General features: G+C 73.7%; 26 protein-coding genes. 15 read left to right on the top strand and 11 right to left on the bottom strand.

The genetic code is table 11. The features are described 5' to 3' along the window. Window positions 1-66 precede the first annotated feature (66 nt). On the bottom strand, window positions 67-921 hold the full coding sequence (locus DZF91_RS06315) for a LysR family transcriptional regulator (RefSeq protein WP_117356552.1): 855 nt from the start codon (window positions 919-921) through the stop codon (window positions 67-69). 69 nt (window positions 922-990) lie between these two features. Between DZF91_RS06315 and DZF91_RS06310 the strand changes: the two genes are divergently transcribed. Next, window positions 991-1,491: a hypothetical protein gene (locus DZF91_RS06310; protein ID WP_117356551.1), complete on the top strand. Its 501-nt coding sequence runs from the start codon at window positions 991-993 to the stop codon at window positions 1,489-1,491. On the opposite strand, the gene DZF91_RS06305 is transcribed toward DZF91_RS06310, so the two are convergent. Both DZF91_RS06305 and rpsT read right to left on the bottom strand, forming a co-directional pair. Beyond that, window positions 1,386-2,012, bottom strand: coding sequence for an RNA 2'-phosphotransferase (locus DZF91_RS06305; RefSeq protein ID WP_117356550.1), 627 nt, complete (start codon window positions 2,010-2,012; stop codon window positions 1,386-1,388). The genes DZF91_RS06310 and DZF91_RS06305 overlap by 106 nt on opposite strands. 115 nt (window positions 2,013-2,127) lie before the next feature. Continuing rightward, window positions 2,128-2,394, bottom strand: a complete 267-nt coding sequence (rpsT, locus tag DZF91_RS06300) for a 30S ribosomal protein S20 (protein WP_117356549.1) — start codon at window positions 2,392-2,394, stop codon at window positions 2,128-2,130. 285 nt (window positions 2,395-2,679) lie between these two features. Here rpsT and lepA point away from each other — a divergent pair, with 285 nt between their 5' ends. Beyond that, window positions 2,680-4,530, top strand: a complete 1,851-nt coding sequence (gene lepA, locus DZF91_RS06295) for a translation elongation factor 4 (RefSeq protein WP_117356548.1) — start codon at window positions 2,680-2,682, stop codon at window positions 4,528-4,530. 228 nt (window positions 4,531-4,758) lie between these two features. Then, entirely contained in the window at window positions 4,759-5,529 is a 771-nt protein-coding gene (locus DZF91_RS06290; protein ID WP_117356547.1) for a Uma2 family endonuclease, read from the top strand. Window positions 5,530-5,611: 82 nt separating this feature from the next. Here DZF91_RS06290 and DZF91_RS38795 read toward each other — a convergent pair whose 3' ends face one another. From DZF91_RS38795 to DZF91_RS06275, 3 genes are all read right to left on the bottom strand, one after another. After that, entirely contained in the window at window positions 5,612-6,205 is a 594-nt protein-coding gene (locus tag DZF91_RS38795; RefSeq protein WP_147341017.1) for a DUF4870 domain-containing protein, read from the bottom strand. Window positions 6,206-6,507: 302 nt separating this feature from the next. Beyond that, window positions 6,508-7,914: a hypothetical protein gene (locus DZF91_RS06280; protein ID WP_117356545.1), complete on the bottom strand. Its 1,407-nt coding sequence runs from the start codon at window positions 7,912-7,914 to the stop codon at window positions 6,508-6,510. Window positions 7,915-8,062: 148 nt separating this feature from the next. Then, window positions 8,063-8,911: a hypothetical protein gene (locus tag DZF91_RS06275; RefSeq protein WP_117356544.1), complete on the bottom strand. Its 849-nt coding sequence runs from the start codon at window positions 8,909-8,911 to the stop codon at window positions 8,063-8,065. Window positions 8,912-9,243: 332 nt separating this feature from the next. On the opposite strand from DZF91_RS06275, the gene DZF91_RS06270 reads away from it, so the two are divergent. Both DZF91_RS06270 and hemW read left to right on the top strand, forming a co-directional pair. Further along, window positions 9,244-9,705, top strand: a complete 462-nt coding sequence (locus tag DZF91_RS06270) for a hypothetical protein (protein WP_117356543.1) — start codon at window positions 9,244-9,246, stop codon at window positions 9,703-9,705. Between the two features lie 224 nt (window positions 9,706-9,929). Beyond that, on the top strand, window positions 9,930-11,132 hold the full coding sequence (hemW, locus tag DZF91_RS06265; RefSeq protein ID WP_117356542.1) for a radical SAM family heme chaperone HemW: 1,203 nt from the start codon (window positions 9,930-9,932) through the stop codon (window positions 11,130-11,132). Between the two features lie 143 nt (window positions 11,133-11,275). Here hemW and DZF91_RS06260 read toward each other — a convergent pair whose 3' ends face one another. Next, entirely contained in the window at window positions 11,276-11,851 is a 576-nt protein-coding gene (locus tag DZF91_RS06260; protein ID WP_158587864.1) for a DUF4870 domain-containing protein, read from the bottom strand. A 320-nt stretch (window positions 11,852-12,171) separates the two neighbouring features. Next, complete coding sequence (locus DZF91_RS06255; protein ID WP_235834119.1) at window positions 12,172-12,996, bottom strand: DUF3097 domain-containing protein; 825 nt, start codon at window positions 12,994-12,996, stop codon at window positions 12,172-12,174. Window positions 12,997-13,158: 162 nt separating this feature from the next. On the opposite strand from DZF91_RS06255, the gene hrcA reads away from it, so the two are divergent. The 3 genes from hrcA to DZF91_RS06240 all read left to right on the top strand — a co-directional run bounded on the left by hrcA (window position 13,159) and on the right by DZF91_RS06240 (window position 16,132). Continuing rightward, window positions 13,159-14,172 (top strand): heat-inducible transcriptional repressor HrcA, encoded by a 1,014-nt coding sequence (gene hrcA / locus DZF91_RS06250; protein WP_117356539.1) that lies wholly within the window; start codon window positions 13,159-13,161, stop codon window positions 14,170-14,172. Beyond that, on the top strand, window positions 14,173-15,309 hold the full coding sequence (gene dnaJ, locus DZF91_RS06245) for a molecular chaperone DnaJ (RefSeq protein WP_117356538.1): 1,137 nt from the start codon (window positions 14,173-14,175) through the stop codon (window positions 15,307-15,309). 91 nt (window positions 15,310-15,400) lie between these two features. After that, entirely contained in the window at window positions 15,401-16,132 is a 732-nt protein-coding gene (locus tag DZF91_RS06240) for a 16S rRNA (uracil(1498)-N(3))-methyltransferase (protein ID WP_117356537.1), read from the top strand. A gap of 151 nt (window positions 16,133-16,283) precedes the next feature. On the opposite strand, the gene DZF91_RS06235 is transcribed toward DZF91_RS06240, so the two are convergent. Continuing rightward, window positions 16,284-16,973 carry a hypothetical protein gene (locus DZF91_RS06235; protein ID WP_117356536.1) on the bottom strand — a complete coding sequence of 230 codons (690 nt, stop codon included), beginning with the start codon at window positions 16,971-16,973 and terminating at the stop codon, window positions 16,284-16,286. Then, on the bottom strand, window positions 16,970-17,557 hold the full coding sequence (locus tag DZF91_RS06230) for a SigE family RNA polymerase sigma factor (protein WP_301323450.1): 588 nt from the start codon (window positions 17,555-17,557) through the stop codon (window positions 16,970-16,972). Before DZF91_RS06230 ends, DZF91_RS06235 begins: the two co-directional genes overlap by 4 nt. Before the next feature lie 389 nt (window positions 17,558-17,946). Between DZF91_RS06230 and DZF91_RS06225 the strand changes: the two genes are divergently transcribed. The 5 genes from DZF91_RS06225 (at window position 17,947) to DZF91_RS06205 (ending at window position 22,232) form a co-directional block, all read left to right on the top strand. Further along, window positions 17,947-18,303: a histidine triad nucleotide-binding protein gene (locus DZF91_RS06225; RefSeq protein ID WP_117356534.1), complete on the top strand. Its 357-nt coding sequence runs from the start codon at window positions 17,947-17,949 to the stop codon at window positions 18,301-18,303. A 153-nt stretch (window positions 18,304-18,456) separates the two neighbouring features. Next, entirely contained in the window at window positions 18,457-19,518 is a 1,062-nt protein-coding gene (locus tag DZF91_RS06220) for a PhoH family protein (RefSeq protein ID WP_117356533.1), read from the top strand. Between the two features lie 6 nt (window positions 19,519-19,524). Further along, on the top strand, window positions 19,525-20,004 hold the full coding sequence (gene ybeY / locus DZF91_RS06215; protein ID WP_117356532.1) for an rRNA maturation RNase YbeY: 480 nt from the start codon (window positions 19,525-19,527) through the stop codon (window positions 20,002-20,004). Continuing rightward, entirely contained in the window at window positions 20,001-21,281 is a 1,281-nt protein-coding gene (locus tag DZF91_RS06210; RefSeq protein WP_117356531.1) for a hemolysin family protein, read from the top strand. Before ybeY ends, DZF91_RS06210 begins: the two co-directional genes overlap by 4 nt. Before the next feature lie 93 nt (window positions 21,282-21,374). Beyond that, the gene (locus DZF91_RS06205; protein WP_117356530.1) at window positions 21,375-22,232 is read left to right on the top strand and encodes a hypothetical protein; all 858 of its coding nucleotides are present in this window, start codon (window positions 21,375-21,377) and stop codon (window positions 22,230-22,232) included. Window positions 22,233-22,357: 125 nt separating this feature from the next. On the opposite strand, the gene DZF91_RS06200 is transcribed toward DZF91_RS06205, so the two are convergent. Next, on the bottom strand, window positions 22,358-22,687 hold the full coding sequence (locus DZF91_RS06200; protein WP_117356529.1) for a cytidine/deoxycytidylate deaminase family protein: 330 nt from the start codon (window positions 22,685-22,687) through the stop codon (window positions 22,358-22,360). Between the two features lie 177 nt (window positions 22,688-22,864). On the opposite strand from DZF91_RS06200, the gene DZF91_RS06195 reads away from it, so the two are divergent. Beyond that, window positions 22,865-24,985: an MMPL family transporter gene (locus tag DZF91_RS06195; protein ID WP_117356528.1), complete on the top strand. Its 2,121-nt coding sequence runs from the start codon at window positions 22,865-22,867 to the stop codon at window positions 24,983-24,985. A 173-nt stretch (window positions 24,986-25,158) separates the two neighbouring features. Beyond that, window positions 25,159-25,661: AfsR/SARP family transcriptional regulator (locus tag DZF91_RS06190; protein ID WP_235834118.1), on the top strand; the 503-nt coding region annotated here is incomplete at its 3' end.

Raw genomic sequence — 25,661 nt, 5'->3', positions numbered from 1 at the left:
CGGGCCGCCCGCGGCCCGTCGGACCAGTGACCAGCCGATCACCGGTGCGCGACGGGGCGTCAGTGGCTACTGGTGAAGGGTGGTGAGGAGGGTGGTGACGGCGGGGTCCTGGGCGCGGTCCGGGTGGTGGACGGTGTGGTACTCGACGGGCGGGAGGTCGGTGATCTCCCGGTGGACGAGGCCCGGAGGAGGCGGGACGCAGCCGTTCACGACGGCCGGTCCGGCGCCCAGGGCGACCAGGTGCAGGATCAGGGGCCAGCCGGACGCCTCGACCGCGACACTCCAGGGGACGTTCGCGGCCCGCAGCGCCCGTTCCAGGGACGTGCGGTGCGGGCCGTGCGGGGGCGGGACGACCAGGGCGCTTCCGGCGAGGTCCCGCAGGGTCAGGGTCCGGCGGGCCGCCAGGTGGTGGGTGGCGGGCATCGACAGGACCTGCGGGAACGTCGCCAGTGGGGTCGCGGTGAGGTCGGCGGGGAGGACGTCCAGGACGGCGACGCCGACGTCCGCGGCGCCGGTCCGGACGGCCGACAGGACGCGTGCGCGGTCGCCGTTGACGAGGCGGACGCCCGTGTCGGAGTGGAGGCGGCGGATGGCGGGGCCGAGCAGGTACAGGTAGGCGCCCTCGCCCGCCGCGAGGACGGGCACGCGGGTCCGGGACGCGCCGTCGAGGCCGGAGAGGAACGCCGACATGCGGTCGTCCAGTTCGCGGGCGAAGCGGGCGAGGCGCTCGCCGTCCGGGGTGAGGACGAGGGTGCGGCCCTGGCGGCGGTAGAGGGGGCGGCCCAGGTCGTCCGCGAGCTTGCGGATCTTGGTGTGCAGGGCGGGCTGCGAGATGTGGAGTTCCTCGGCGGCGCGGGTGAAGTTGAGGCGGGCCGCGAACACGGCGAAGGCGGCGAGCGCGTCGGTCGAGAGCCGATCCATAGGAACAAGCTATAGGAGAGGCGTCAAAAGATAGTTCTACTGGAGTTCTCCGGTCGGAACGCTGGGGGCATGGAACCCAGACTCGGCGTCGACTTCGGACGCGTGATCCAGGGCGGCCCGCTGGCGCCGGGAAAAGCCGACACCGCGTTCCTCGGCGGGACGATGCGCGACGCCCTCGCCTCCCCGCCCAACGAGGGGGCGTTCGAGGCGCTGGAGGAGCTCGTCCGGCTGTTCGGCGGACGCGTGTGGATCATCTCCAAGTGCGGTGAGCGCGTTCAGCGCAGGACCCTCGCCTGGCTCGACCACCACGATGTCGCCGGACGGACCGGGCTCCCACGGCGCAACATCCGGTTCTGCCGCAAACGGGCGCAGAAGGCCGTCCACTGCGCGGAACTGGGCATCACTCACATGATCGACGACCGGGTCGGCGTGCATCGCGCGCTGGCCGGGGTCGTCCCGCACCGCTACCTGTTCGGACCGCAGGACGGTCCCGTCCCCGACGGGCTGCCCAACCCGCTGTCCTGGCCGGAAACGGTCGCGCTCGTCCGCGCCGACTGCCGGGTCAGGTAGCGCACGGGGACGTGCCCGACGAGCCAGACGCCGTTCTCGCTGAGGTGGAACTCGTGGCCGTCCGCCGCCATCTCGGCGGCGGCGACGGCCAACACGACCGGTGCGCCGCGGCGCGCCCCCACGCGCTCGGCCGTGGCGCGGTCGGCGGACAGGTGGACGGCGTGCCGCCCCATCGGCAGCAGGCCCTCGCTCATGATCGCGTCGAGCGCGGGCGCGACCGTCCCGTGGAAGAGGACGGGCGGCGGGGCCGCGCTCGCCAGCCCCAGGTCCACCGGCACCGAATGCCCCTGGCTGGCGCGGATGCGGCGGCCGTCGTAGGCGTAGCGGCGCTTGTCGTTGGCCGCGACGACCTGCTCCAGCTCGGCGCGGGTGATCGGGAAGCCGTGGCGGCGGGCGGCGACGAGCAGTTCGTCCACGTCGGCCCAGCCGTCCGCGGTCAGGGTCAGCCCGATCCGGTCCGGGCGGTGCCGCAGGTGCTTGGCGAGATACTTCGAGATCTTCACCATGCGGCGGTCGTCCATACCCGCCACGGTAGCCGCGCCGCGCCGCCGGGTTCGACCCCCGGGGACGACGACGAGGCCGTCGTCCCCGGGGTGGGGACGACGGCCTCGTCGTGAAAGAGCCTGGGAGGCGGCCTTACTTGGCCAGCTCGGCGGCGCGCTTGGCGATGGCCGACTTGCGGTTGGCGGCCTGGTTCTTGTGGATGACGCCCTTGCTCACGGCCTTGTCGAGCTTGCGGGCGGCGTCACGCTGCGCGGCGACCGCGGCGTCGGTGTCGCCGGCCTCGGCGGCCTCGCGGAACTTGCGGATCGCCGTCTTCAGCTCGGACTTGACGGCCTTGTTCCGCAGGCGAGCCTTCTCGTTCTGCTTGTTCCGCTTGATCTGGGACTTGATGTTAGCCACGTCGTAGTGCCTCAGCCTTGGTTGCGATCCTGGTTCCCGGCGCACGACGGCCGCGCGCCCGAGATTGTACGAACGTTGAACGGGGCGGACGGTGCCCCTAGGCACGACGCTACGCCACACGCAGTCGCACAGCTTACCAATCCACCGCCTCCGCCCAAAACCGAGCCGGGAATCCCGGGCCGTCCGGGGCGGTGCACGGAGCATCCCCGGGGGCATGGGACCATGGAAGGCGGTAGCTGGAGTCTGCCATGTCCTGTCCACCAGTGAGTTTGCGAACGGATCCCGGTGCCTGCGCCTGAGCCCAACAAGACCGACCCCGCGATCATCCGCAACTTCTGCATCATCGCGCACATCGACCACGGCAAGTCGACCCTGGCCGACCGCATGCTGCAGCTCACCGGGGTCGTCGAGGAACGCCAGATGCGCGCGCAGTACCTCGACCGGATGGACATCGAGCGCGAGCGCGGCATCACGATCAAGTCGCAGGCGGTCCGGCTGCCCTGGCGCGGCCCGGACGGCACCGACTACGTCCTGAACCTGATCGACACCCCCGGCCACGTGGACTTCTCCTACGAGGTGTCCCGGTCGCTGGCGGCGTGCGAGGGCGCGATCCTGCTGGTGGACGCGGCCCAGGGCATCGAGGCGCAGACCCTCGCCAACCTGTACCTGGCGCTGGACGCCGACCTGCACCTCATCCCGGTGCTGAACAAGATCGACCTGCCCGCCGCGCAGCCGGAGAAGTACGCCGAGGAGCTGGCCGGGATCATCGGCTGCGACCCGTCCGACGTGCTCAAGGTCTCCGGCAAGACCGGCGAGGGCGTCGCCGAGCTGCTGAACCGCGTGGTCGAGACCGTCCCGGCGCCGGTCGGCGACCCGGACGGCCCGGCCCGCGCGCTGATCTTCGACTCGGTCTACGACACCTACCGGGGCGTGGTCACCTACGTCCGGATCGTCGACGGGCACCTGTCCCGGCGCGAGAAGTCGCTGATGATGTCGACCGGCGTGGCCCACGAGACGCTCGAGGTCGGGGTCATCTCGCCGGAGCCCAAGCCGGTCGGCGGGCTCGGCGTCGGCGAGGTCGGCTACCTGATCACCGGCGTGAAGGACGTCCGGCAGGCGCGCGTCGGCGACACCGTCACCGGCGCGACCCGGCCCGCCGCCGAGGCGCTCGGCGGCTACCAGGACCCCAAGCCCATGGTGTTCTCGGGCCTCTACCCGATGGACGGCGACCAGTACCCCGACCTGCGGGACGCGCTGGACAAGCTGCAGCTGAACGACGCCGCGCTGATCTACGAGCCGGAGACGTCGGCGGCGCTCGGATTCGGGTTCCGCTGCGGCTTCCTCGGCCTGCTGCACATGGAGATCGTCCGGGAGCGGCTGGAGCGCGAGTTCAACCTCTCGCTGATCTCCACCGCGCCGAACGTCGTCTACCGGGTGGTGATGGAGGACGGCTCCGAGCACGTCGTCACCAACCCCAGCGAGTTCCCCGAGGGCAAGATCGCCGGTGTGTACGAGCCGGTGGTGAAGGCGACGCTGCTCAGCCCGTCCGACCACATCGGCGCGATCATGGATCTGTGCCAGTCCCGGCGCGGCGTGCTGCTCGGCATGGACTACCTGTCGGAGGACCGGGTCGAGATCCGGTACACGCTGCCGCTCGCCGAGATCATCTTCGACTTCTTCGACCAGCTGAAGTCCCGCACCCGCGGCTACGCGTCGCTCGACTACGAGCCCGCGGGCGAGCAGGAGTCCGACCTGGTCAAGGTCGACATCCTGCTGCAGGGCGAGTCGGTCGACGCGTTCAGCCAGATCGTGCACAAGGAGAAGGCCCGCGAGTACGGCCTGATGATGACCTCCAAGCTGAAGGAGCTCATCCCGAGGCAGCAGTACGAGGTGCCCATCCAGGCCGCCGTCGGCGCGCGCATCATCGCGCGCGAGAACATCCGCGCCATCCGCAAGGACGTCCTCGCCAAGTGCTACGGCGGCGACATCTCCCGTAAGCGCAAGCTGCTGGAGAAGCAGAAGGAGGGCAAGAAGCGGATGAAGACGATCGGCCGGGTGGACGTCCCGCAGGAGGCGTTCGTCGCCGCGCTGTCCACCGGCGAGTCCTCGTCCAGCGACAAGGGCGGCAAGAAGTAGCCTCTCGCCGCCCGAGCGTCACTGCGGCTCGCCGCCGGTGCTTCTTCTCAGCGGGCGGCGCCTTCCTGTCGTGACGGCGGCTGCTCCGTGGTGGGGCAGCCCGGTCGGCGACGCATCGGACCGTCCCTTCGAGACCGCGCACGGCCGGGTGGACGGGCTGTCCGCGGGGTCAGACGGTTTGCGCCAAAGCGGTGGTGACGCCTCGCCGCGACGGAGACACTGTCCGTTGTGACGCACACCCTCCAGCATCAGGTTCTGGTGGCCGATCTCGTCGTCCCCGTCTGCCTCGCCCGCGACGATGGCCAGGTGTCCAGGACGGCCGCCGGCGCCCGCCTCGCCGACGACACGTGGCTGCGCGGCGACCTCATGGTGTTCCGCGAGGAGCGCGACGGGGACGGGGACGGCCCGGACGCCGGACGTGGCGCGCCGCTGCTGGCCGTCGAGGTCGTCTCCGCCGCGTCCCGCGCGACCGACCTCGGGCCGAAACGCGACCGCTACGAACGCGCCGGCGTCCCCGCCTACTGGATCGTCGACCTGCGCGGCGGCGAGCCGTGCTTCCAGGTGTTCGAGCTGGACGGCTCGGGCCGGTACGCCGAACGCGCCCTGGTGACCTGGGGACGCTCCGCGAAGCTGACCGTCCCGTTCGACATCGAGCTCGCCCCCGACCAGATCTTCGACCGGCCCTCGCGTCGGCTCGCTCCCGGAAGGAAACCCGCCGTGTCCCGTCCGGAGTCCGCCCCCGACGACCCCGCCGCCCGACGCGTCGGCCCCGACCTGCCGGACGTCGAGGACCCGATCCTCGCCGACGCGTTCGGGTACCGCTGGCCGACGGGCGCGGAGAAGGTCGAGCTGTGGGACGGCTGTCCCGTCTTCTACGGCGAGTGGGACGACCGGGACGTCGAGGCCGCCCGCCGCGCGTATCCGGGCCGCGTCGTCCGGCTGGACCAGGACCCCGGCGAGCCCGGCACGATGACCGTCCTGCCCGGCCCCGCCGACTGAGCCGGACGCGGGAGCGCCGGCCCGGGCCCTGGCCCGAGCCGGCGCGGATCGGCCCGAGGGCTGGTTCCCGAGCCGCGAGCGGCTACTTGATGAGGGGCCAGGCGATGACCGCGGGCACCCGGCGGAACTCGCCCCGGTTGGCGGCGCGCGCCGCGTACACCAGGAAGCCCATGATGACCGCCGAGAACAGCACGAGCAGCCACAGGATCGCCGGGAACATCAGGGAGACCAGGCCGCCGACGGCCCAGACCGCGGCGCCCGCGATGCCCATGTTGAGGCCCTGCGCGGCGTGCCGCCGGACGAACGGGTGGCGGGCCTTGCCGAGGTAGACGGCGGCCGGGGCGATGACGGCGACCAGGAACTGCCCGATGTAGGCCATCAGCGCCCAGGTCATGTCGTCGGGACTGACGTCCCCGTAGTGCGTGGGCTCCGGCTCGGGAGCGGCGGCGGGCGGTGCGCTCTGCCAGCCGCCCTGAACGGCGCCTGCGGGCGCCTGCTGCTGCCAACCCTGCGAGGGCTGCTGCTGCCAAGGCTGTCCGGAAGGCTGCTGGTAGCCCTGTCCTGCGGGGGGCTGCTGCCAGCTCTGCGGGGACGGCTGCCCGCCCTGCTGCCACTGCTGGCCGCGCTGCGGCTGCTGCCAGGGGCCGGGTTGCTGCGGAGGAGGCCCGTAGGCCATGCGGTGCGTCCTCTCCGGGGGTGCGGCGAAGGGTGAGCGAGAAGTGTACGACCCTTAGGACGCCGCCGATGTCACGGAGGTTCCGACCCGCGCCCTCCGTCCCGGTCCCGGCTGAACCCCGCTTTCCGCCCCGTTCCGTCCGAACTGCGCCTTCTGCCCCCGCCCATCCGGCACGCGCCTTTGTCGTCGCCCATCCGGCACGCGCCTTCCGCTCCGTCCGGGCCGCGCCTTCGTTCCGGTTCCGGGCGAGGTGCGGCGGGACGTCCCCGGACGGACGGGTCCGGGGACGTCCCGCCGGCGGATCAGGAGTGCCAGAGGACGGCGGACGGTGCGGACGGGGACACCGTCACTGAGCCCGCCCAGGTGAGGCCGGCGCCGGACTGCGGCAGGTAGTCGCGGTCGAGGAAGAAGCCGCGGCGGATCGCGGTCACGGTCGCCGGAGCGCCGTCGTCGCCGGTCCCGGTCGGCTGCCGGACGGCCTCGACCGACGCGACGTCCGCGAGCGTCGTCCCGGCGGGGAGCTCCACGGTCGTGGCGGGCGAGCCGTCCCGGCTGATGGACCAGGACGGCACGGAGTGGTCGGAGCGGTACAGGCGGGACGGGTCGCTCTTGAGCCGCACGCCGAGGCTGACGCCGGGCGCGGAGCCGGTCCCGGTCGGCGCGCCCGTGGTCTTGCTGAACTCCAGGTACAGGTAGGTGCGCAGGTCGCCGACGGCCGGGTTGTCGGGGGACGACGGGTTCTCGATCTTGCCTTCGCGGTCCATCTCCTGGGCGGTGATCCGGTACGTCCAGGGGTTCCGGTCCATGACGTACTCGCGGGCGCGGTCGTCCGGACGCGTCGCCGTCGTGTCCAGCAGGAACCGGAGAGCGGCGTCGGGGGTCACCGTGTCGCACATGTTGTTGTTCATCGTGCAGGTCTGCATGACCGGGTGGTCGCCTTCGTGGCGTCCGGTGAACCTCAGCGTCTGGTGCTCGGGGGCCTGGTAGACGGCGGTGTCGGGGACGCGGTTCCCGGCGGCGTCCACCTCGACCCGGTACACCCACTCGATGTCGGTGGTGCGGCCCCAGCGGGCCATCAGCGCGGGCGTGTCGGTGCCGCCGTCCTCGTTGCTCCAGATCACCGAGTACTCCAGGATCCGGTGGCCGGGCGTCGCGGCGGGGCGGGTCTCGTGCCACGCGACCAGCGGGGCGTCGGTGTAGGCGTTCTGGTACGGGTCGCCGCCGGGCTTCCCGGCCGTGTCGAGCGTGCGGCCCACCACGACCGGGGCGTGCCGCAGCACGAGCTGGTCGTCCTTCGGCTGCCGCACTTTCGGCCTGGACAGCACGACGCGCCTGGCGGCGGGGGCCGAGCCCTTCGCCCACCGGAAGGTGACCGTGTGGCGGCCGTGCCGCACGCCGCCGAGACCGAGCGTGCGCGCCGTCGGGTCGGCGGACGGGACGAGCAGGTCGGTCACGTGCCGTCCGTCCACCGCGACCGACAGCAGCGCCGCCTCAGCGCCCCGGCGGGCCCAGGACACCCCGGGCGCCGCGACGGTGAAGCCGATCACCGCCTCGCCGTCGCGTGCGGCGGTGAACGGGACGGAACGGGCCGGGCCGGAACGCTCCACGACCAGCCCGGACGCGGCGGACGCGGAGGGAGCGGTGACCAGGGGGACGGTGGCGAGTCCGGCCGCGAGGCCGAGGGCGAGGGGGCGCTGGCGAAGGTCCATGAGCCCGGAAGCTAGGCGCGGTTGATTGCGGGCCGGTGAAAGGAAGATCCCCGATGTGTGTCGGCTTCGTGGGGAACCGGCGAACCCGGCGCTTCGTGGGGAACCGGCGAACCCGGCGCTTCGTGGGGAACCGGCGAATCCGGCGCGGTCAGCGGAGGCCGTCGGCGAGGGCGCGCGGGAACGTCAGGGACGCGCCGCTGAACGCGAACGACTCCGGCGCGTCGTGCGGGCGGGTCAGGTACAGCCCCATCGCGGCCACGTGGACGGACGGTCCGCGCTCCACGACCTCGTGCCCGAGCTCGCGGAACAGGCCCGTGACGTCGGCGGCGGGCTCGTCGAGCAGGTCGATGCCGTCCAGGCGGGGACGCAGTTCCGGGTTGCCCGCCCAGCCCGGCGTGCGCCAGGTGGAGACCTGCGCGAGCCGTTCCACGCCGTCCGGGTCGATCTCGGTGGACGCCTCCAGCATGCCGCGGCCGATCTGGACGGCGCGGTGCCCGGCCCAGCCGCACAGGAACCGCGCGCGCGGCGCGGGCGCCCCGCAGCGCTCGGCGATGGAGGCGAGGGTCGTCCAGACGTCGGCGGCCTCGGTGGAGAACAGCAGGTGGTCGTCCGGCAGCACGGCGCCGCGGCCCGGCTGGAAGGTGACCAGGAACGGCGGGACCTCGCCCGGGAACCGCGCCGGATCGGGGTCGCGCAGCGTGACCAGACCCTCCCACTCGACCGGCTCGCGCACCGCGAACCAGGAGATCTCGGCCTCCACGCCGAGCTCGGTGAAGGTCCGGTCGGTGAGCCGCCGGCCCACCATCTCGCGCAGGCCCTCGGCGACCTCGGCGAGGTGCCCGGTCCACCACGGCGGCTCGGGATCCGCGCGGCGGACGCCCGCCTGCCAGCGCGTGCCGGTCCCGGGAAGCCGCTCGTCGCCGGAGCGTCCGCACTCGGAGACGACGGTCCAGGCCCAGCCGTCCTCCCTGCCGCGCAACGTGACACGCGCGGGCACCAGCCCTCGTTCCCATCCCACCCCGCGACCCTATCCGCCCCCATCTCCCCACCGGCCCCCGCCAACGCCCCCGGCCACCGCCAGCGCCGAACGCCGCCGGGTGCTGCTGCTCGTCGGGGGTGGGCGGGGCTTCGGGATGATCACGGCGGGATGTCCGGGGTGTCCCAGGGCGGGACGGGCCGGGTTGGGCGCGACACGGCGGGCCGAGCTTGGCCTGCGCCGACATGTCGGTACCGTCGTCGGGGACGGCCTCGCCAGGGGTTCCGGCCGCCACGGGACGCCGGTTCCGCGTCGGCCGTCCTGCCGCTCCCGTTTCGTCCGGAGGTTCCATCGTGTCCGACTCCGAGCAGGTTCTCCGCAGTCCGCGCGAGCGCCAGGCGGTGAACGGGGCCGTCCGCGCCCTGCGGTCGGCGGCACAGGGTGAGTGGGACAGGCTCGGGCTGGAGTTCCGCGCCACGGTCGGCATCGACAGCGCCACCTTCGAGATCACCGGGCCGGACGGACGCTCCCGGACCGCGATGCCGCCGGGCCAGGCCGTCGGCCGGATGGACGAGCTGCGCCGCGCGATGTACCGGCGCGACCGGGGGGCCTGGTTCACCGCGCGGCTGTGGGTCGAGCGCTCCGGGCGGTTCAGCGTGGAGTTCGACTACAACGGCGAGCCCGACTTCACCCCGCCGCTCGGGGCGTCCGCCTACCGCCAGGACCTGGACCGCTTCCCCCGCGCCGAGGAGCACATCCCCGGCTGGCTGCGCGCCAAGCTCCGCGAGGCCGGTCCGGCCCTCCGCGCCCGCTGACGGCGCCCCCGAGCACGGCCGCGCCGACGCCCCGGTCCGGCCGGCCGACGGCCGCGAGCACGGGGGAGAGCCCGAGTGGCGGTGACGGGCACCCTGAGCAGCACGCCCCAGCGGACTCGAGTAGGACGGGGTATGCCGACCGGCCGGGGGAGGGGGCCGCCGACGAGCCCCGCCAAGACGTGGCGACGGACGGAGCAGGGTGGTGGGGCGGGCAGACTTGAGGGGTGCCCTCGACCCTTCCCGACGGAGATCCGGTTCCCGCCGACGGGACGCTGCCCGGCAGCGCCCTCGCGGGGCTCGGCACGCGCCCGTTCGCGTTCTACGTCCATGTGCCGTTCTGCGTGACCCGCTGCGGCTACTGCGACTTCAACACCTACACGGCCACCGAGCTCGGCCCGGGCGCGAGCCGCGACTCCTACGCGGAGACGGCGGTCGCCGAGGTCCGGATGGCCCGCCGGGTGCTGGGCGACGCGGACCTGCCCGTCGAGACGGTCTTCGTCGGCGGCGGCACGCCGACGCTGCTCTCCCCGGACGACCTGGGCCACGTGCTGGACGTGATCGACAAGGAGTTCGGCCTCGCGCCGGGCGCGGAGATCACGACCGAGGCCAACCCCGAGTCGGTGGACGGGGCGTATCTCGCGCGCCTGCGGGAGGTCGGCTTCACCCGCGTCTCGTACGGCATGCAGAGCGCGCGCGAGCACGTCCTGAAGGTGCTCGACCGCACGCACACGCCCGGCCGCGTCCCCCAGGTGGTCGAGTGGACGCGCGCCGCGGGGTTCGAGCACGTCAACCTGGACCTGATCTACGGGACGCCGGGGGAGAGCGACGACGACTGGCGGGCGTCCCTGGAGGCGGCGCTGGCGTGCGAGCCCGACCACGTCTCGGCGTACGCGCTGATCGTCGAGGACGGCACGCGCCTCGCCGCGCAGGTCAGGCGGGGTGAGCTGGCCGCGCCGGACGACGACGCGATGGCCGACCGGTACCTGATGGCCGACGAGATGCTGTCCGCCCGCGGCCTGCGCTGGTACGAGATCTCCAACTGGGCGCGGGACGCGGACGCCGCCTGCCGCCACAACCTCCTGTACTGGACGGGCGCGGACTGGTGGGGCGTCGGCCCCGGCGCGCACAGCCACGTCGGCGGGACGCGCTGGTGGAACGTCAAGCACCCCGCCGCGTACGCGTCCCGGCTCGCCGAGGGCGTCACCCCGGCGCACGCGCGGGAGATCCTCACCGCCGAGGACCGGGACGTCGAGCGGATCATGCTGGAGCTGCGGCTCGCGGACGGCTGCCCCGTCGACCTGCTGGACGTCGGGACCGTCCGGGACCTGGTCGCGGACGGCCTGCTGGAGCCGGTGCGCGACGGCCGCGCCGTCCTGACCCTGCGCGGGCGGCTCCTCGCGGACGCCGTCGTCCGCGACCTCACCTGACGACTGCACCGGACCGCCCCAGGCCGCACTGGGCCGCCCGACGCCAAGCCGGGCCGCGCCGTACCGAGCCGGTGCCGCCAAGCCCTTCGCAGCGTGCCGAGCTCCGCCCGGGAGGCCGGGCGGAGCTCCCCGATCCGCGGGTCTCAGTGCACCATCGGCCAGGCGAGGAACGCCGGGATGGCGTACCACTCGCCCGCCTCGGCGCGCGAGGTCGCGATGATCACGAACACGAACTGGGCGACCCAGAAGATCACCGCCAGCGGGATCGCGAGCACCGCGGCCAGGCCGAGCGTGGCGAGCGACAGCAGGACCGCGCCCAGCCCCACGATCATGCTGGTGAGCTGGACGTTCAGCGCCTGCGCCGCGTGGTAGCGGACGAACGGCGACCGGTTGCGGTAGACGAGGTGGAAGACGAACGGCGCGATCCAGGTGGCCAGGCCGAGCAGGCCCAGCGTGAAGGCCGAGAACACGGCCGCCGCGGACATCCCGATGAGGCCGCTCAGCTCGACCCATCCGGCCTTGTCGCGCTCCCACGGTGTGACCGGCGGGGGCAGCGGCATGCCGAGTTCGGCCGGCGTCCAGTCGGACTCGCCGACGAACACCCGCCGTCCGAGGCCGGGCGGCGGCAGCGGGTCATCCGCCTCGCCGACGCCGGACGGCCGGCCCGGGATCTCGTGGTCGCGGGTCTCCTGCTCGTGAGCGTCCTGGGTCCGCAGCACACGGACCTCCTGGGCGTGCACGAACACTTCCTGGGCGCGTGCGGGACGGACGAGGACGGACTGTCGCCCCTGCGTGAGTGTTCTGCCGCGGCTGGTCATCTCCTGGCCCCCTCTGGCGCGAGAACACGCGGACACGTCCTACAACCGGTAACTGACCGATTGCTATCCGGTATTCCGCGAGAGCCGGAATAAATGCGACGTTTAGGTAAAAATGCGCAGGAATTCTCGAGTGTGATCACCGACCGGCCGCTTGGCAGGCAGCCAGAAAAGGCCCGGCAGGCCATGCGGCAGGCCGCCCGGGAGGGGCGATCAGAAGGCGTCTACGCCGACGGCGCGGTCACGAAGTCGATGAGCTCCTCGACCCGGCCCAGCAGCTCCGGCTCCAGGTCGGCATAGCTCTCCACCCGGCCCAGGATGCGCTTCCAGGCCTCCCCGGTCTCCATCCGCCAGCCCAGCGCCTCCAGCACGCCCTCCTTCCAGGGGACGCCGCGCGGGACGCGGGGCCAGGCCCGGATGCCGACCACGGACGGCTTGACCGCCTCCCAGATGTCGATGAAGGGGTGCCCGGTCACCAGCACGTAGGGGGAGGAGATCCGGGCGGCGATCCGGCTCTCCTTGGACCCCTCGACCAGGTGGTCCACCAGGACGCCCAGCCGCCTGCCCTCCTGCGGGCCGAACTCCTCGACGATCGCGGGCAGATCGTCCACGCCCTCCAGGAACTCCACGGCCACGCCCTCCACGCGCAGGTCGTGGCCCCAGATCTTCTCGACCAGCTCGGCGTCGTGGGCGCCCTCGACGTAGATCCGCGACTCCTTGGCCACCCGGGCGCGCAGCCCCCGCACCGCGATCGACCCGGACGCCGAGCGCACCGGCCCCGCGGGCGCGGAAGGCCCCGGCCGCACCAGCGTCACCGGCTTACCGTCGATCAGGAAACCCGCCTTGGCCAGCGGGAAGAGGCGGCGCCTGCCGTGCCGGTCCTCCAGCGTCACGCCGAACTTGTCGCAGCCGACGACCGCGCCGCAGAACCCGCTCGCGGGGTCCTCGGCGACCAGGCCGGGTTCGGCCGGGACGTCCGGGATCGTGCCCTTCAGGGGCCGCCGCCAGTCGCCCGCCAGAACGTCGTCACCGTAGTCCTTGCTCCGCACGGGGCACGACAATAACGACTCCCGAACGGTTCGGGAGCGGCCCCCACCGGACGGTCCGCGTCGCGAAACCATGCTCCGGGCGGATCCGGGATGTCCCACCAGGGTCGTACACTTGGCACTCGTAACTATGGAGTGCCAGTACGGGGGCAGGGAGGTGACGACGTGCTCGACGACCGGAAACTCGCGGTCCTGCGCGCCATAGTCGAGGACTATGTCTCCACCAACGAGCCGGTCGGCTCCAAGGCCTTGGTGGACCGGCACAACCTCGGTGTGTCGCCGGCGACCATCCGCAACGACATGGCCGTTCTGGAGGAGCAGGGCTACATCCAGCAGCCGCACACCAGCGCCGGCCGCATCCCCACCGACAAGGGGTACCGGCTGTTCGTCGACCGGCTGTCCACGATCAAGCCGCTCTCCAAGGCGGAGCGGCGGGCCATCGAGACGTTCCTGTCCGGAGCCTACGACCTGGACGACGTGGTCGGCCGCACCGTCCGGCTGCTCGCCCAGCTGACCCGGCAGGTCGCCGTGGTGCAGTACCCGTCGCTGACCCGCTCGTACGTCCGGCACGTGGAGCTCGTGCCGGTCGCGACCGGGCGGGTCCTGCTCGTCCTGATCACCAACACCGGACGGGTCGAGCAGCGGGTGATCGAGACCCCCGCCGAGCTGTCGGACGAGTCGGTCGGGCACCTGCGGGCGCTGCTCAACACGTGCCTGTCCGGCCTGGCGTTCGGCGACGTCCCGGGCGCGGTCTCCGACCTGCCCGAGAAGGTCTCCCCGGAGGAGCGGCCCGCCGCCGCGGCGGTGCTGTCGGTCCTGCTGGAGACGCTGGTGGAGAAGCACGAGGAGAAGGTCGTCTTCGCCGGCGCCGCCAACCTCGCGGCCGTCGACTTCTCCCGCACCTTCCGGGACGTCCTGGAGGCGCTGGAGGAGCAGGTCGTGCTGATGCGGCTGCTCGGCGAGTCCGCGGACTCCTCTACTGTTACGGTTCGGATCGGCACGGAGAACCCCGACGAGGGGCTCCGGTCGACCTCCGTGGTCGCCGCCGGATACGGCGTCGGCGACCTCACTCTGGCCCGCCTCGGTGTACTCGGGCCGACTCGAATGGACTATCCCGGCACGATGGGAGCGGTACGGGCAGTGGCACGCTACGTCGGACAGATCCTGGCGGGGTCGTAGGTGGCCAACGACTACTACGGGACCCTCGGCGTCCGCCGCGACGCCGGTCCGGACGAGATCAAGAAGGCGTACCGGAGGCTCGCCCGCGAGCTGCACCCCGACGTCAACCCGGATCCGGAGACCCAGGAGAAGTTCAAGGAGATCACCCAGGCCTACGAGGTGCTCTCCGACCCCAAGAAGCGCGAGATGTACGACCTGGGGGCCGACCCGTTCGCCCCCGGCGGCGGCGCGGGCGCGGGAGCCGGCGGCTTCGGCGCGGGCTTCCCGTTCAGCGACATCATGGACGCTTTCTTCGGCACCGCGTCGGCCCGCGGCCCGCGCTCGCGGGCCCGGCGGGGCCGCAACGCCACGCTCCGGGTCGAGCTCGACCTGACCGAGACGGCGTTCGGCACCACGCGCGAGCTGTCGATCGACACGGCCGTGGTGTGCGACACCTGCCACGGCGAGGGCTCCGCGCCCGGCTCCCACCCCGAGACCTGCGACATGTGCCAGGGCCGGGGCGAGGTCCAGCAGGTGCAGCGGTCCTTCCTCGGCCAGGTCATGACGTCCCGGCCGTGCCCGCAGTGCGGCGGCTTCGGCTCGATGATCCGCAACCCGTGCCCGGAGTGCTCCGGCGACGGCCGGGTCCGCACCCGGCGCACGGTCAAGGTCAAGATCCCGGCGGGTGTGGAGAACGGCATCCACATCCAGCTCGCGGGTGAGGGCGAGGTCGGCCCCGGCGGCGGCCCGCCCGGCGACCTGTTCCTGGAGATCGTGGAGAAGCCGCACCCGATCTTCGAGCGGGAGGGCGACGACCTGCACTGCACGGTCGGCATCCCGATGACCGCCGCCGCGCTCGGCACCAGCGTCACCGTCGAGACGCTGGACGGCGCGGAGGAGATCGACATCAAGCCGGGCACGCAGTCCGGCGAGGTGATCCGCCTGTACGGGCGCGGCGTCCGGCACCTGAACGAGTCCGGCCGCGGCGACCTGCACATCCACGTCAACGTCGAGACCCCGACGAAGCTGGACGAGGAGCAGGAGGCCCTGCTGCGCAACCTCGCCGCCCTGCGCGGCGAGGAGCGCCCGCCCGGGAAGTTCGCGCCCGGGCAGCGCGGCGTCTTCTCCCGGCTGCGGGACGTCTTCAACCAGCACTGACACGACCGGTACCGATGCGAAGGGCACTCATGGAGCGGGTCCGGGCGCGTGGTCGGGCGCGCCGCCGGGCCGGATGGACGGGGAGCGGCCGGTGAGCGTGCCGGTGTTCCTCGCCGAACCGGGCCGGCTGGAGGGCGACCGCGTCCTGCTGGACGGTCCGGAGGGCCGGCACGCGGCGGCCGTGCGGCGGCTGCGTGCCGGGGAGCGCGTCGACCTCACCGACGGCGCGGGCCTGGTGGCCGAGTGCGTCGTGACCGCCGCCGACAAGGCGTCCCTCGACCTGGACGTCCTGTCGCGGCGGAGGGTGCCGGAGCCCGCCCCGCGCCTGGTGGTCGTGCAGGCCCTGCCCAAGGGCGACCGGGGCGAGCTGGCCGTCGAGACCATGACCGAGGTCGGTGTGGACGAGATCGTCCCGTGGTCCGCCGCGCGCTGCATCACGCAGTGGAAGCCCGAACGCCGCGAGAAGGCCCTGGGGCGCTGGCGCGCCACCGCGCGGGAGGCCGCCAAGCAGGCCCGCCGCGCCCACTTCCCGGTCGTGTCGGAACTGGCGTCCACGGCGGACGTGGAGAAGCGCGTCGCCGCGGCGTCCGCGGCCGTCCTGCTGCACGAGGAGGCCGCCGAGCCGCTGACCGGGCTCCGGCCGCCCGCGGCGGGCGAGATCGTCGTCGTGGTGGGCCCCGAGGGCGGCCTCACCGAGGACGAGGTCGAACGGCTGGCCGCCGCGGGCGGACGTCCGTCGCTGCTCGGCCCGACCGTCCTGCGCACCTCCACGGCCGGCGTCGCCGCCGCGTCCGTCCTGCTGGCCGCCACCGGCCGCTGGTGACCTCGCCGCCGGCGGCCCCGCTGCCGGTGGCCTCACCGCCGGAGTTTCGGACGTCGCGTTCGCCGTCGGCCCGCTCGAGGCCCGACGTTCCCGGCCTGATCAAGAAGCCCGGCGGCTCCGGTCCGCTCAAGACCTGGCGACCCCGGCCCGGTCAGGGGCTGGCGACCGGGGCCTCGGGCACGTGCGTCTCGGGCGTGGTGGTCGGCTGCGGCGGGGGCGTCTCGCTCGGCAGGGTGGGCGGGGTGCTCGACTCCGAGGGCGTCGGCGTGCCGCTCGGCGTCGGGCTGGGCGTCGGGCAGCCGGGGATGCCGGTGCCGCTCCCGGCCGGGTGCTTGCCGGAACCGTGCGAGGGCGGCGAACCCGCCGGGGTCCGGCCCGAGGGGGGCGGACAGGTCGGCGAGACCGTCGACGACACCGGTCCCTCGCTGCTCGGCGGGTGCGGCGTCCCCGACGTCTCGTGCCCGGGGGTGGACGGGGTCTGCATCGGCGGGGGCGAGTCGATCGAGCTCTCGCCCGGCTCGCTCGGCGAGCTGTGGTGGCCGTTGGAGAACGGGCCGTCGTTGCCCATCGGCGACTGGATCAGGTCGAACGTCTCGGGGGCCGAGACGCCGAGCCCGGCGATGGCCACGGCGGCGCCGACCGCCAGGACCGGACGCGTCCAGTTGGCGGTGAACCAGTCCCAGCCGATCCGGCCGGGAAACCGCCGCCGCTCCCGGTCCCGCTCGGCGACGCGGGCACGGATGTGCTCCAGGCCGTCCGTCGAGGGGATGACCCGCTCCGCCTCCGCGTGCAGGGCACGGCGCAGGATCTCGCCGTGCTCGTCGTGGGGGCCCGTGGTCATGAGAACTGCTCCAGAACATTGCGCAACGCGGCCATCCCGCGCGCCGTGTGGCTCTTCACGGCGCCCTTCGAGATGCCCATCGTCGCGGCGATCTCCGCTTCGGACAAATCGGCGTAGTAGCGCAGCACCAGGGCCTCCCGCTGCCGCGCGGGCAGCCGGTGCAGCGCGTCCACCACCGCCGAGCGCTCCAGCTCGCCGATGGCCCCCGCCTCCGCGCTGGGGGCGTCGGGCAGCCCCTTGGGGGCGTACTTCTCCACCACCGCGCGGTGCCGGAGCACCGAGCGCGACCGGTTGACCACCGCCTGCCGCAGGTACGACAGGGCCTTGTCCGGGTCGCGGAGCCGGCGCCAGCCGCCGTGCATCGCGACGAACGCGTCCTGGACGACCTCCTCGGCGGTCCCGGCGTCCCGGACGAGCATGGCGGCGAGCCGGACCAGGGAGCGGTAGTTGGCGCTGTAGAGCGCGGTCACCGCCTGATCGGCGTCCCAGGCGACGGCGACTGCCCCCGCCGTTCCCCTGGCCACGAGGGTCTCGGTCACGTCTGTGGGACGCGCACCCTCGTCGTCCGGTTTACGAAAGGGCATCTTCTGCTGTGCCTCGGTCACCTATCCGCCGCCTTTGCCGTCCCCCACCCCCCACTCGGGCGGTCGCGGGGGCGGGCCGTGACAGGGCGCACCCGACCGGTGCAGGCGCGGCTCGGAGGCACCGGGCCGGGGGGAGCGCCTGACATGGAACCCTAGTCCAGAGGCACGCCGGAATGCGCCGTTCCACCGAAGGTTCCACCATGGGTCGATCAAGGACCTTACCCGCTGGGAATGGCGTTGGTCACGGTCTCTGTCGGCATCGCAGGTCGGAGGGGGAAAAGTCGTCCGGCGGCCCTCGACGGGGCGGCGCGGGGCGTCCCGGAACCGGCCTCGCTAGGATGCGGGCGCCGGTTCACGAGACGGTCGCCGGTTCATGAGACGGAGGACGCATGGAAGCGAGCACGGCCGACTGCCTGTTCTGCAAGATCGTCGCCGGGGAGGTCCCGGCGACGATCGTCCGGGAGACCGGGACCGCGCTGGCGTTCCGCGACATCAACCCGCAGGCCCCGACGCACGTCCTGGTGATCCCCAAGGAGCACCACCCGACCGCCGCCGAACTCGCCGCCGCCTCCCCGGCCCTGCTGGCCGACGTCGTGACCCTCGCGGCCGAGGTCGCCGCCGAGGAGGGCGTCGACGGCACCGGCTACCGGATCGTCCTGAACACCGGGCCGCACGCGGGCCAGACGGTCTTCCACGTGCACGCCCACCTCCTCGGCGGTCGCGGCCTGGAGTGGCCCCCCGGGTAAAGCGCCTGGAGCCCCTGCGGGCAGGGGCGGCGGCAAATCGAGAAGCCGCGCCGCGCGGCGGTCGGTACCATGGAGTCGTGGCCGCCGCAACGACGGCTACGCGATATCCGCGGCGACGAGAAGGCAGGTCCGAGAGGCCGCAAGGCCCGGCTGATGGTCGAATCAACACACCAGGGACGCGATGGCGCCGCGCAGAACGGCGCGCGCTCCCAGATCCGCATCGTGGTGCCGGACGACCACTCCATGGTGAGCCTGCTGGGCTCCCGGGACGAGTTGCTCCACGTGATCGAGAGGGCGTTCCGCAGCGACATCCACGTCCGCGGCAACGAGATCACCGTCACCGGCGCCCCCACGGAGACCGAACTGGTCTCCCGCCTGTTCACCGAGCTGATCGAGCTGCTGAACGGCGGCGCGCAGCTCACCCCCGACGCCGTCGAGCGCAGCCTGGCCATGCTCCGCGCCGGCTCCGCCGAGCGCCCGGCCGACGTGCTGACCCTGGACGTGCTGTCCAGCCGCGGTCGCACGATCCGGCCGAAGACCCTGAACCAGAAGCGCTACGTCGACGCGATCGACAAGCACACGATCGTGTTCGGCATCGGTCCCGCGGGCACCGGCAAGACCTACCTGGCCATGGCCAAGGCGGTCAAGGCGCTGCAGGAAAAGAAGGTCAACCGGATCATCCTGACCCGCCCGGCCGTCGAGGCCGGCGAGCGGCTCGGCTTCCTCCCCGGCACCCTCTACGAGAAGATCGACCCGTACCTGCGTCCGCTGTACGACGCGCTGCACGACATGGTCGACCCCGACTCGATCCCGCGCCTGATGGCCGCGGGCACCATCGAGGTCGCCCCGCTGGCGTACATGCGAGGCCGGACGCTCAACGACTCGTTCATCATCCTGGACGAGGCGCAGAACACCTCGCCCGAGCAGATGAAGATGTTCCTCACCCGGCTCGGGTTCGGGTCGAAGGTCGTGGTGACCGGCGACGTCACGCAGGTGGACCTGCCGAACGGGCAGCAGAGCGGGCTCCGGGTCGTCCAGTCGATCCTGGAGGGCATCGACGACATCCACTTCTGCCGGCTGAACAGCCACGACGTCGTCCGGCACAAGCTGGTGACCGACATCGTGGACGCCTACAACCGGTTCGACGAGTCGCGCGTGGCGGAGCTGAAGCAGGGGGCGGCGCGCGGGGGCGCGTCGCGCAAGCGGGGACGGTAGGACGAAGTGAGCATCGAGGTACTGAACGAGTCCGGCGTGCCCGTGGACGAGCGCGCCATCTCCGACCTCGCCCGGCACGTGCTGGACGGGATGCGGGTGCACCCGCTGGCGGAGCTGTCGGTCCTGCTCGTGGACGAGGAGGCGATGGCCGAGCTGCACGTCAAGTGGATGGACGAGCCCGGCCCGACCGACGTGCTGTCGTTCCCGATGGACGAGCTGCGCCCCGGCCAGCTCGACGGCGGCGCGGGCGACGACGGCGAGCTCGACCCGGGCCTGCTCGGCGACGTGGTGCTGTGCCCGGCGGTGGCCGAGCGCCAGGCCCGGCAGGCCGGGCACTCGACCGAGGCCGAGCTGGAGCTGCTGACCACGCACGGCATCCTGCACCTGCTCGGGTACGACCACGCCGAGCCCGAGGAGCACAAGGAGATGTTCGGGCTCCAGGACGAGCTGCTCGGGTCCTGGCGGGAGAAGAACTCCGCGCGATGACGGCAGGGCAGGGATGGCTGCTGGGGCTGGCGGCCGGCCTGGTGGTCGTGGCGGGGCTGCTGGCCGGGACGGAGGCGGCGCTCGCGCGCATCTCCCGGCACCGCGTCGGCGAGCTGGTCGCCGCGGGCCGCCGGGGCGCGGCGAAGCTGGCCGAGATCGTGGCGGATCCGGCGCCGTACGTGAACCTGGTGCTGCTGCTGCGGATCGGCTGCGAGCTGGTCGCGACGGTCATCGTGGCCGACCTGTGCGTGTCCTGGATGGGCGAGACCTGGCAGGCGTACGTCACCGCGGCCGTCGCGATGATCCTCGTGAGCTTCGTGGTGGTCGGCGTCGGCCCGCGCACCCTCGGCCTGCAGCACGCGGACCGGTTCGCGCTGGCGGGCGCGACGGTGATCCCGCCGGTGGCGCGGGTGTTCGGGCCGCTGCCGCGGCTGCTGATCCTGCTGGGCAACGCGCTGACGCCCGGCAAGGGGTTCCGCGGGGGGCCGTTCGCGACCGAGGCGGAGCTGCGCGACCTGGTCGACCTCGCCGAGCAGCGCAGCCTGATCGAGCCGGACGAGCGGCAGATGATCCACTCGGTGTTCGAGCTGGGCGACACGCTCGTCCGCGAGGTGATGGTGCCGCGCACCGACATGGTGTTCATCGAGCGCGACAAGACGCTGCGGCAGGCGATGTCGCTGGCGCTGCGGTCGGGGTTCTCGCGGATCCCGGTCGTCGGCGAGAACGAGGACGACGTCGTCGGGATCGCCTACCTGAAGGACATCGTCCGCGCCACGCACGAGAACCCGGCGCGCTCCGGCGCGTCGGTGGAGTCGGTGATGCGGACCGCGACGTACGTGCCCGACTCCAAGCCGGTGGACGAGCTGCTGCGCGAGATGCAGGCCCGCCGGATCCACGTCGCGATCGTCATCGACGAGTACGGCGGCACCGCCGGGCTGGTCACCATCGAGGACATCCTCGAGGAGATCGTCGGGGAGATCACCGACGAGTACGACGTGGAGATCCCGCCGGTGGACCGGCTGGACGACGACACCGCGCGGGTGACCTCGCGGCTGCCCGTGGAGGACCTGGCCGAGCTGTTCGACGTCGAGATCGACGTGGACGACGTGGACACGGTCGGCGGGCTGCTGGCGTACGCGCTGGGCCGCGTCCCGATCGAGGGCGCGACGGCGACGGTCGCGGGGCTCCGGCTGCGGGCCGAGTCGCTGGCGGGCCGCCGCAACCGGATCGGCACCGTCCTGGTCCACCGGGAGAAGCCCGACCCGGTCGACGCCTGACCCCTCGCCCCGGCCGCCGTGCCGGGTGCACCGCGCCATTGGCGCCTCTCCTCACCCTGGTCACGCCGGGTTAGATCCTTGTGACGCGCGGGCATGATCGTGTGCGTCCACGTCGGCCGGGGGGCGACCGGCGGCACGGGTTCGGAGGGGCCGATGGCGTGCTCGGTGGGGCGTCGCGTCGTCGCCGCGGCGATCGTCCCGGCGGTGGCGGCGGGCGTGTCCGGCTGCGGGACGGCGCGGCAGGGGGCCGCTCCCGCCGAGGCGGAGGCGAGGGCCCCGGCCGCGCTGGTGACGGCGGCGACCCTGCGCCGGGAGGACGTCCCGAAGGGGTTCCTGCCCGCCGACGACCAGGAGGTCTTCCGGGGGATCCGGCCGTCCGACCCGGACTGCGCGCGGCTGCTGCGCATGGTGGACGGCGCGAGCGGACGCTCCTCGGCGGCGGACCCGGACGTCCCGCAGTCCCATACGGCCTACTACCGGGCGGAACCGGCGGCGACCCTGGTGGAGCACGTGCTCCGGCTGCCGCGCGGGGAGGCGGCCGAGCGCATGGACGAGGTGCGGCGGGCGGTCGCGGCGTGCCCCGCCATCGACCTCGGCCCGTCCGGCGGGGGCTGGGACGGCCGCCGCTTCGACGGGCGCGGGCTCGGACGCGTCCGGCTGACGCACCCGCGACGGCCCCATGACGTGGTGGCCGTCCGGTACACGCATCCGGGCGGAGGCCGCCGGTACGGGCTCGACGCCGTCTTCGCGCGGACGGGCCGGGACTTCCTGGCGCTGGCCGCGCTCGGGGAGTTCGGCGAGCGCGGCGAGAACCGGCTGCGTCGCATGGAAGCGCTGGTGCTGCACCGACTCGCGGACGCCCACGACAGCGCACGGGTCGTCCTGACCCCCACACGCGCCACCGAGGCGTCCGCCGACTCCGCCTCGCCCACCCCGACACCCCAGCCGTAACGGGCCTGGGACGTCCGGGGACGCGTCACGCGTCGTCGCCGCGCGGGCCTGACCGGTGTGAGCGGTTCGGAGATGCCGTGTCGGCCGTCTGCGGCGGTCGAAGTCCCGGCGCGGGCCGCTGCGGGTCAGAGGGTGGCGGTCAGGGTGCCGTCGGGGGCGGCGACGAGGATGGGGGCCTTCCGGCCGAGGTCGCGGACGGCCGCGACGTCGGCGTCGGACGGGGCGCCGGCGGTGACGAGCGCGGCGGCCTCGAGGTCCTCAGCGCCGCTGGAGACCGCCATGGCGACCGCGACCTGGAGCGCCGACAGCTTCAGCGACGGCAGGTCGACGCTCGTCGCGGCGTAGGTGCGGCCGGTCTCGTCGCGCACGGCCGCGCCCTCGGCGGCGCCGGTGCGGGCCCGAGACGAGCGGGCCAGCGTGATGATCTTGGAGTCCTCGGCGTTCAGCTCGGTCACGTCCGCAAGCCTACCGACGGCCGCTCCCCGGGCGGCGGACGGCCGTCGCGGGAGACCGGATGCCGGGGCGGTCGCAAGTCGTTGCGTGGGGCGGTCGCAAGTGGGCGGCAAGTGGGTGGCAAGCGGGGCGGCGCAACCTACGGGTGTTCCGTGAGCGACGTCCTGGGGAGTCCGAGAATGTCCCGTCTGCTGTACCGCCTGGGGAGGGCCGCCGCGCTGCGCCCCTGGCGGATGATCATCGTCTGGCTGGTCGCGGTCGGCGCGCTCTTCGGCCTGGCCGGAGCGTTCGGCGGCGCGACGCACGACAACTACAGGCTGTCGGGGAGCGGCGCGCAGCGCGCATCCGACCTGCTGGCCGACCACTTCCCGGCGCTGTCGGGTGCGGACGCGCGGGTGGTGGTGCGCAACCCGGCCGGACGGGTGGACCAGGACCGGCTCGCGGCCGTGGGAGCCAAGCTGCGCGAGCTGCCGCACGTGGCGGCCGTGGACCCGGCCCCGCCCGGCAAGGGCGGCGCGACCGGGCTGCTGACCGTCCGGTACGACGTGCCGGTGACCGAGCTCGCGCCCAAGGCGTCCCTCGACCGGCTGGAGGGCGCGACCGCCGAGCTCAGGGCCGCCGGGTACCAGGTGGAGTTCGGCGGCCAACTGGCCGAGAACGTGGGCGCGCCGGGCGGGATCGGCGAGGGCGTCGGCGTCGTCGCCGCCTTGGTCGTCCTGTTCCTGGCGTTCGGGTCGGTCGTCGCCGCCGGGCTGCCGCTCGCGGTCGCGCTCGCCGGGCTCGGCGCCGGCGTCTCCGGGATCACCCTGCTCGCCGCCGCGACCGACATCGCGACGACCGCGCCGACGCTCGCGGTCATGGTCGGGCTCGGCGTCGGCATCGACTACGCGCTGTTCATCCTGACCCGGCACCGCGAGGGCCTCGCGGAGGGGCTGCCGGTGCCCGAGGCGGCCGGGCGGGCGACCGCGACGGCGGGGATGTCCGTGCTGTTCGCCGGGTTCACCGTGCTGCTCGCGCTCTGCGGGCTGCTGCTGTCGGGCGTCCCGGTGTTCATGACCATGGGGTTCGCGACCGGTCTCGTGGTCGCCGCGACCGTGCTGAGCGCGCTGACCCTGCTGCCCGCCGTCCTCGGCCTGGCCGGACGCCGGGTGCTGCGCCGCCGGGACCGTGCGGCGGGCGCGGTCGTGCACACCGACGCGCCGCTCGTCCGCCGCTGGGCCGGGCACGTCGGACGGCACCCGTGGGCGTGGCTGCTGGTCAGCCTGGTGGTCCTGCTGACGCTCGCCGCGCCCGCCGCCGGGATGCGGACGTGGCCGAGCGACGCCAGCAGCGAGCCGACGTCCAACACCGTCCGCCGCTCCTACGACCTGCTCGCCGACGGCTACGGGCCCGGGGCGAACGGCCCGCTGCTCGTCGCCGTGGACCTGCGGAAGGTGGACCGCGCGCAGCTGCCCGCGATCAGGGACCGCATCGCGCGCACCGACGGCGTCGTGGACGTCGCGCCGCCGCAGATGTCCCCGGACGGCGCCGCCGCCGTGCTCGTCGCGACCCCCGCGTACGGCCCGCAGGACGAGCGCGGCCCCGGCGTCGTGGACCGGCTGCGCGCGCACGCCCTCCCGGACGGCGCGGAGATCACCGGCCTGACCGCGATCTACGTGGACCTCAACCGCCGCCTGGACGACCGGCTCTGGCCCGTGATCGGGCTGGTGGTCGCGACCTCGTTCGTCATGCTCCTGCTGGTGTTCCGGTCGCTGGTCGCGCCGCTGAAGGCCGCCGCGATGAACCTGCTGTCGATCGGCGCCGCGTACGGCGTGCTCGTCGCGGTCTTCCAGTGGGGCTGGGGCTCGGCGCTGCTCGGGCTGCCGCACAGCGTGCCCGTCTCCAGCTTCATCACGCTGCTGATGTTCGTGGTGCTGTTCGGGGTCTCGATGGACTACGAGGTGTTCCTGCTCTCCCGCGTCCGGGAGGACTGGCTGCGCACCGGCGACGCGCGCGGCTCGGTCGGGTCCGGGCTCGCCGCGACCGGCCGGGTGATCTCCAGCGCCGCGCTGATCATGGTCGCGGTGTTCGCCGGGTTCGCCTCCGACCCGAGTCTGGTGATCAAGCAGATGGGCGTCGGGCTCGCCGTCGCGGTCGCGCTGGACGCCACGCTGGTCCGGCTCGTCCTGGTCCCGGCGGCGATGGCGCTGCTCGGCCGGGCGAACTGGTGGCTGCCCGGGCCGCTCGCCCGCGTCCTGCCCGAGTTCGACCCGCACGGCGCGGCGGCGGAGGAGCCGGAGCGGACGCCGGTGCCCGCCTGACCGCCCACACCGCCGGCTGACCGCACACGACGCCCGCTTGACCGCCCACGGCGCCGACCTGACCCCGGTACACGGCGCCGGCCCGACCGGACACGAGACCCGCCCGACGGCCCGCGAGGCCCGGCGCGAGGGGCGCGGACCGCCCCGGACGCCGGGCCGTTAGGCTTTCGCCCGTGGCGCTGGCGGTGCGGGTTCTGGGGGCCTTCGAGGCCGTGGTGCGCGACCGGCCGGCCGAACTCGGCGGACCCCGCCAGCGGTCCGTGCTGGCCCGGCTCGTCGCCGCGCACGGACGGCTCGTCCCGGCCGACCGCCTCGTCGCCGACCTCTGGCCGGACGGCGCTCCGCCCCGGGCCGCCGCCGGGCTGCAGTCCTTCGTGTCGCACCTGCGGCGCGCGCTGGAGCCGGACCGTCCGCCGCGCACCCCCGCGCGGGTGCTGGTGACCGCCCCGCCCGGGTACGCGCTGCGGCTCCCGGCGGCCGACGTGGACGCCTGGTGCTTCGACGACCTGGTGGAACGGTCCGGAGAGGCCGGCGACCCCGCCGGGGCGCGGGCGCTGGCCGAGCGCGCCCTGGACCTGTGGCGCGGCCCCGCGTACGCGGAGTTCGCCGACCTTCCGTGGGCCGCCGCCGAGGCCGCGCGGCTGGACGAGCTGCGCCGGCTCGCCGCCGAGCGGCG

The sequence above is a fragment of the Actinomadura logoneensis genome (assembly GCF_003428695.1).
GTDB lineage: Bacteria > Actinomycetota > Actinomycetes > Streptosporangiales > Streptosporangiaceae > Spirillospora > Spirillospora logoneensis.
This window is presented reverse-complemented; position numbering and strand designations above follow the sequence as displayed.

Excerpts from the sequence above, each read along its gene's own strand:
- DZF91_RS06205 (WP_117356530.1), top strand. The coding sequence starts at position 21,375 with ATGATCGTGTGCGTCCACGTCGGCCGGGGGGCGACCGGCGGCACGGGT.
- DZF91_RS06310 (WP_117356551.1), top strand. The coding sequence starts at position 991 with ATGGAACCCAGACTCGGCGTCGACTTCGGACGCGTGATCCAGGGCGGC.
- DZF91_RS06220 (WP_117356533.1), top strand. The coding sequence starts at position 18,457 with ATGGTCGAATCAACACACCAGGGACGCGATGGCGCCGCGCAGAACGGC.
- DZF91_RS06315 (WP_117356552.1), bottom strand. The coding sequence starts at position 921 with ATGGATCGGCTCTCGACCGACGCGCTCGCCGCCTTCGCCGTGTTCGCG.
- DZF91_RS06280 (WP_117356545.1), bottom strand. The coding sequence starts at position 7,914 with ATGGACCTTCGCCAGCGCCCCCTCGCCCTCGGCCTCGCGGCCGGACTC.
- DZF91_RS06230 (WP_301323450.1), bottom strand. The coding sequence starts at position 17,557 with ATGCCCTTTCGTAAACCGGACGACGAGGGTGCGCGTCCCACAGACGTG.
- DZF91_RS06305 (WP_117356550.1), bottom strand. The coding sequence starts at position 2,012 with ATGGACGACCGCCGCATGGTGAAGATCTCGAAGTATCTCGCCAAGCAC.
- DZF91_RS06210 (WP_117356531.1), top strand. The coding sequence starts at position 20,001 with ATGACGGCAGGGCAGGGATGGCTGCTGGGGCTGGCGGCCGGCCTGGTG.
- DZF91_RS38795 (WP_147341017.1), bottom strand. The coding sequence starts at position 6,205 with ATGGCCTACGGGCCTCCTCCGCAGCAACCCGGCCCCTGGCAGCAGCCG.
- DZF91_RS06235 (WP_117356536.1), bottom strand. The coding sequence starts at position 16,973 with ATGACCACGGGCCCCCACGACGAGCACGGCGAGATCCTGCGCCGTGCC.
- DZF91_RS06225 (WP_117356534.1), top strand. The coding sequence starts at position 17,947 with ATGGAAGCGAGCACGGCCGACTGCCTGTTCTGCAAGATCGTCGCCGGG.
- DZF91_RS06195 (WP_117356528.1), top strand. The coding sequence starts at position 22,865 with ATGTCCCGTCTGCTGTACCGCCTGGGGAGGGCCGCCGCGCTGCGCCCC.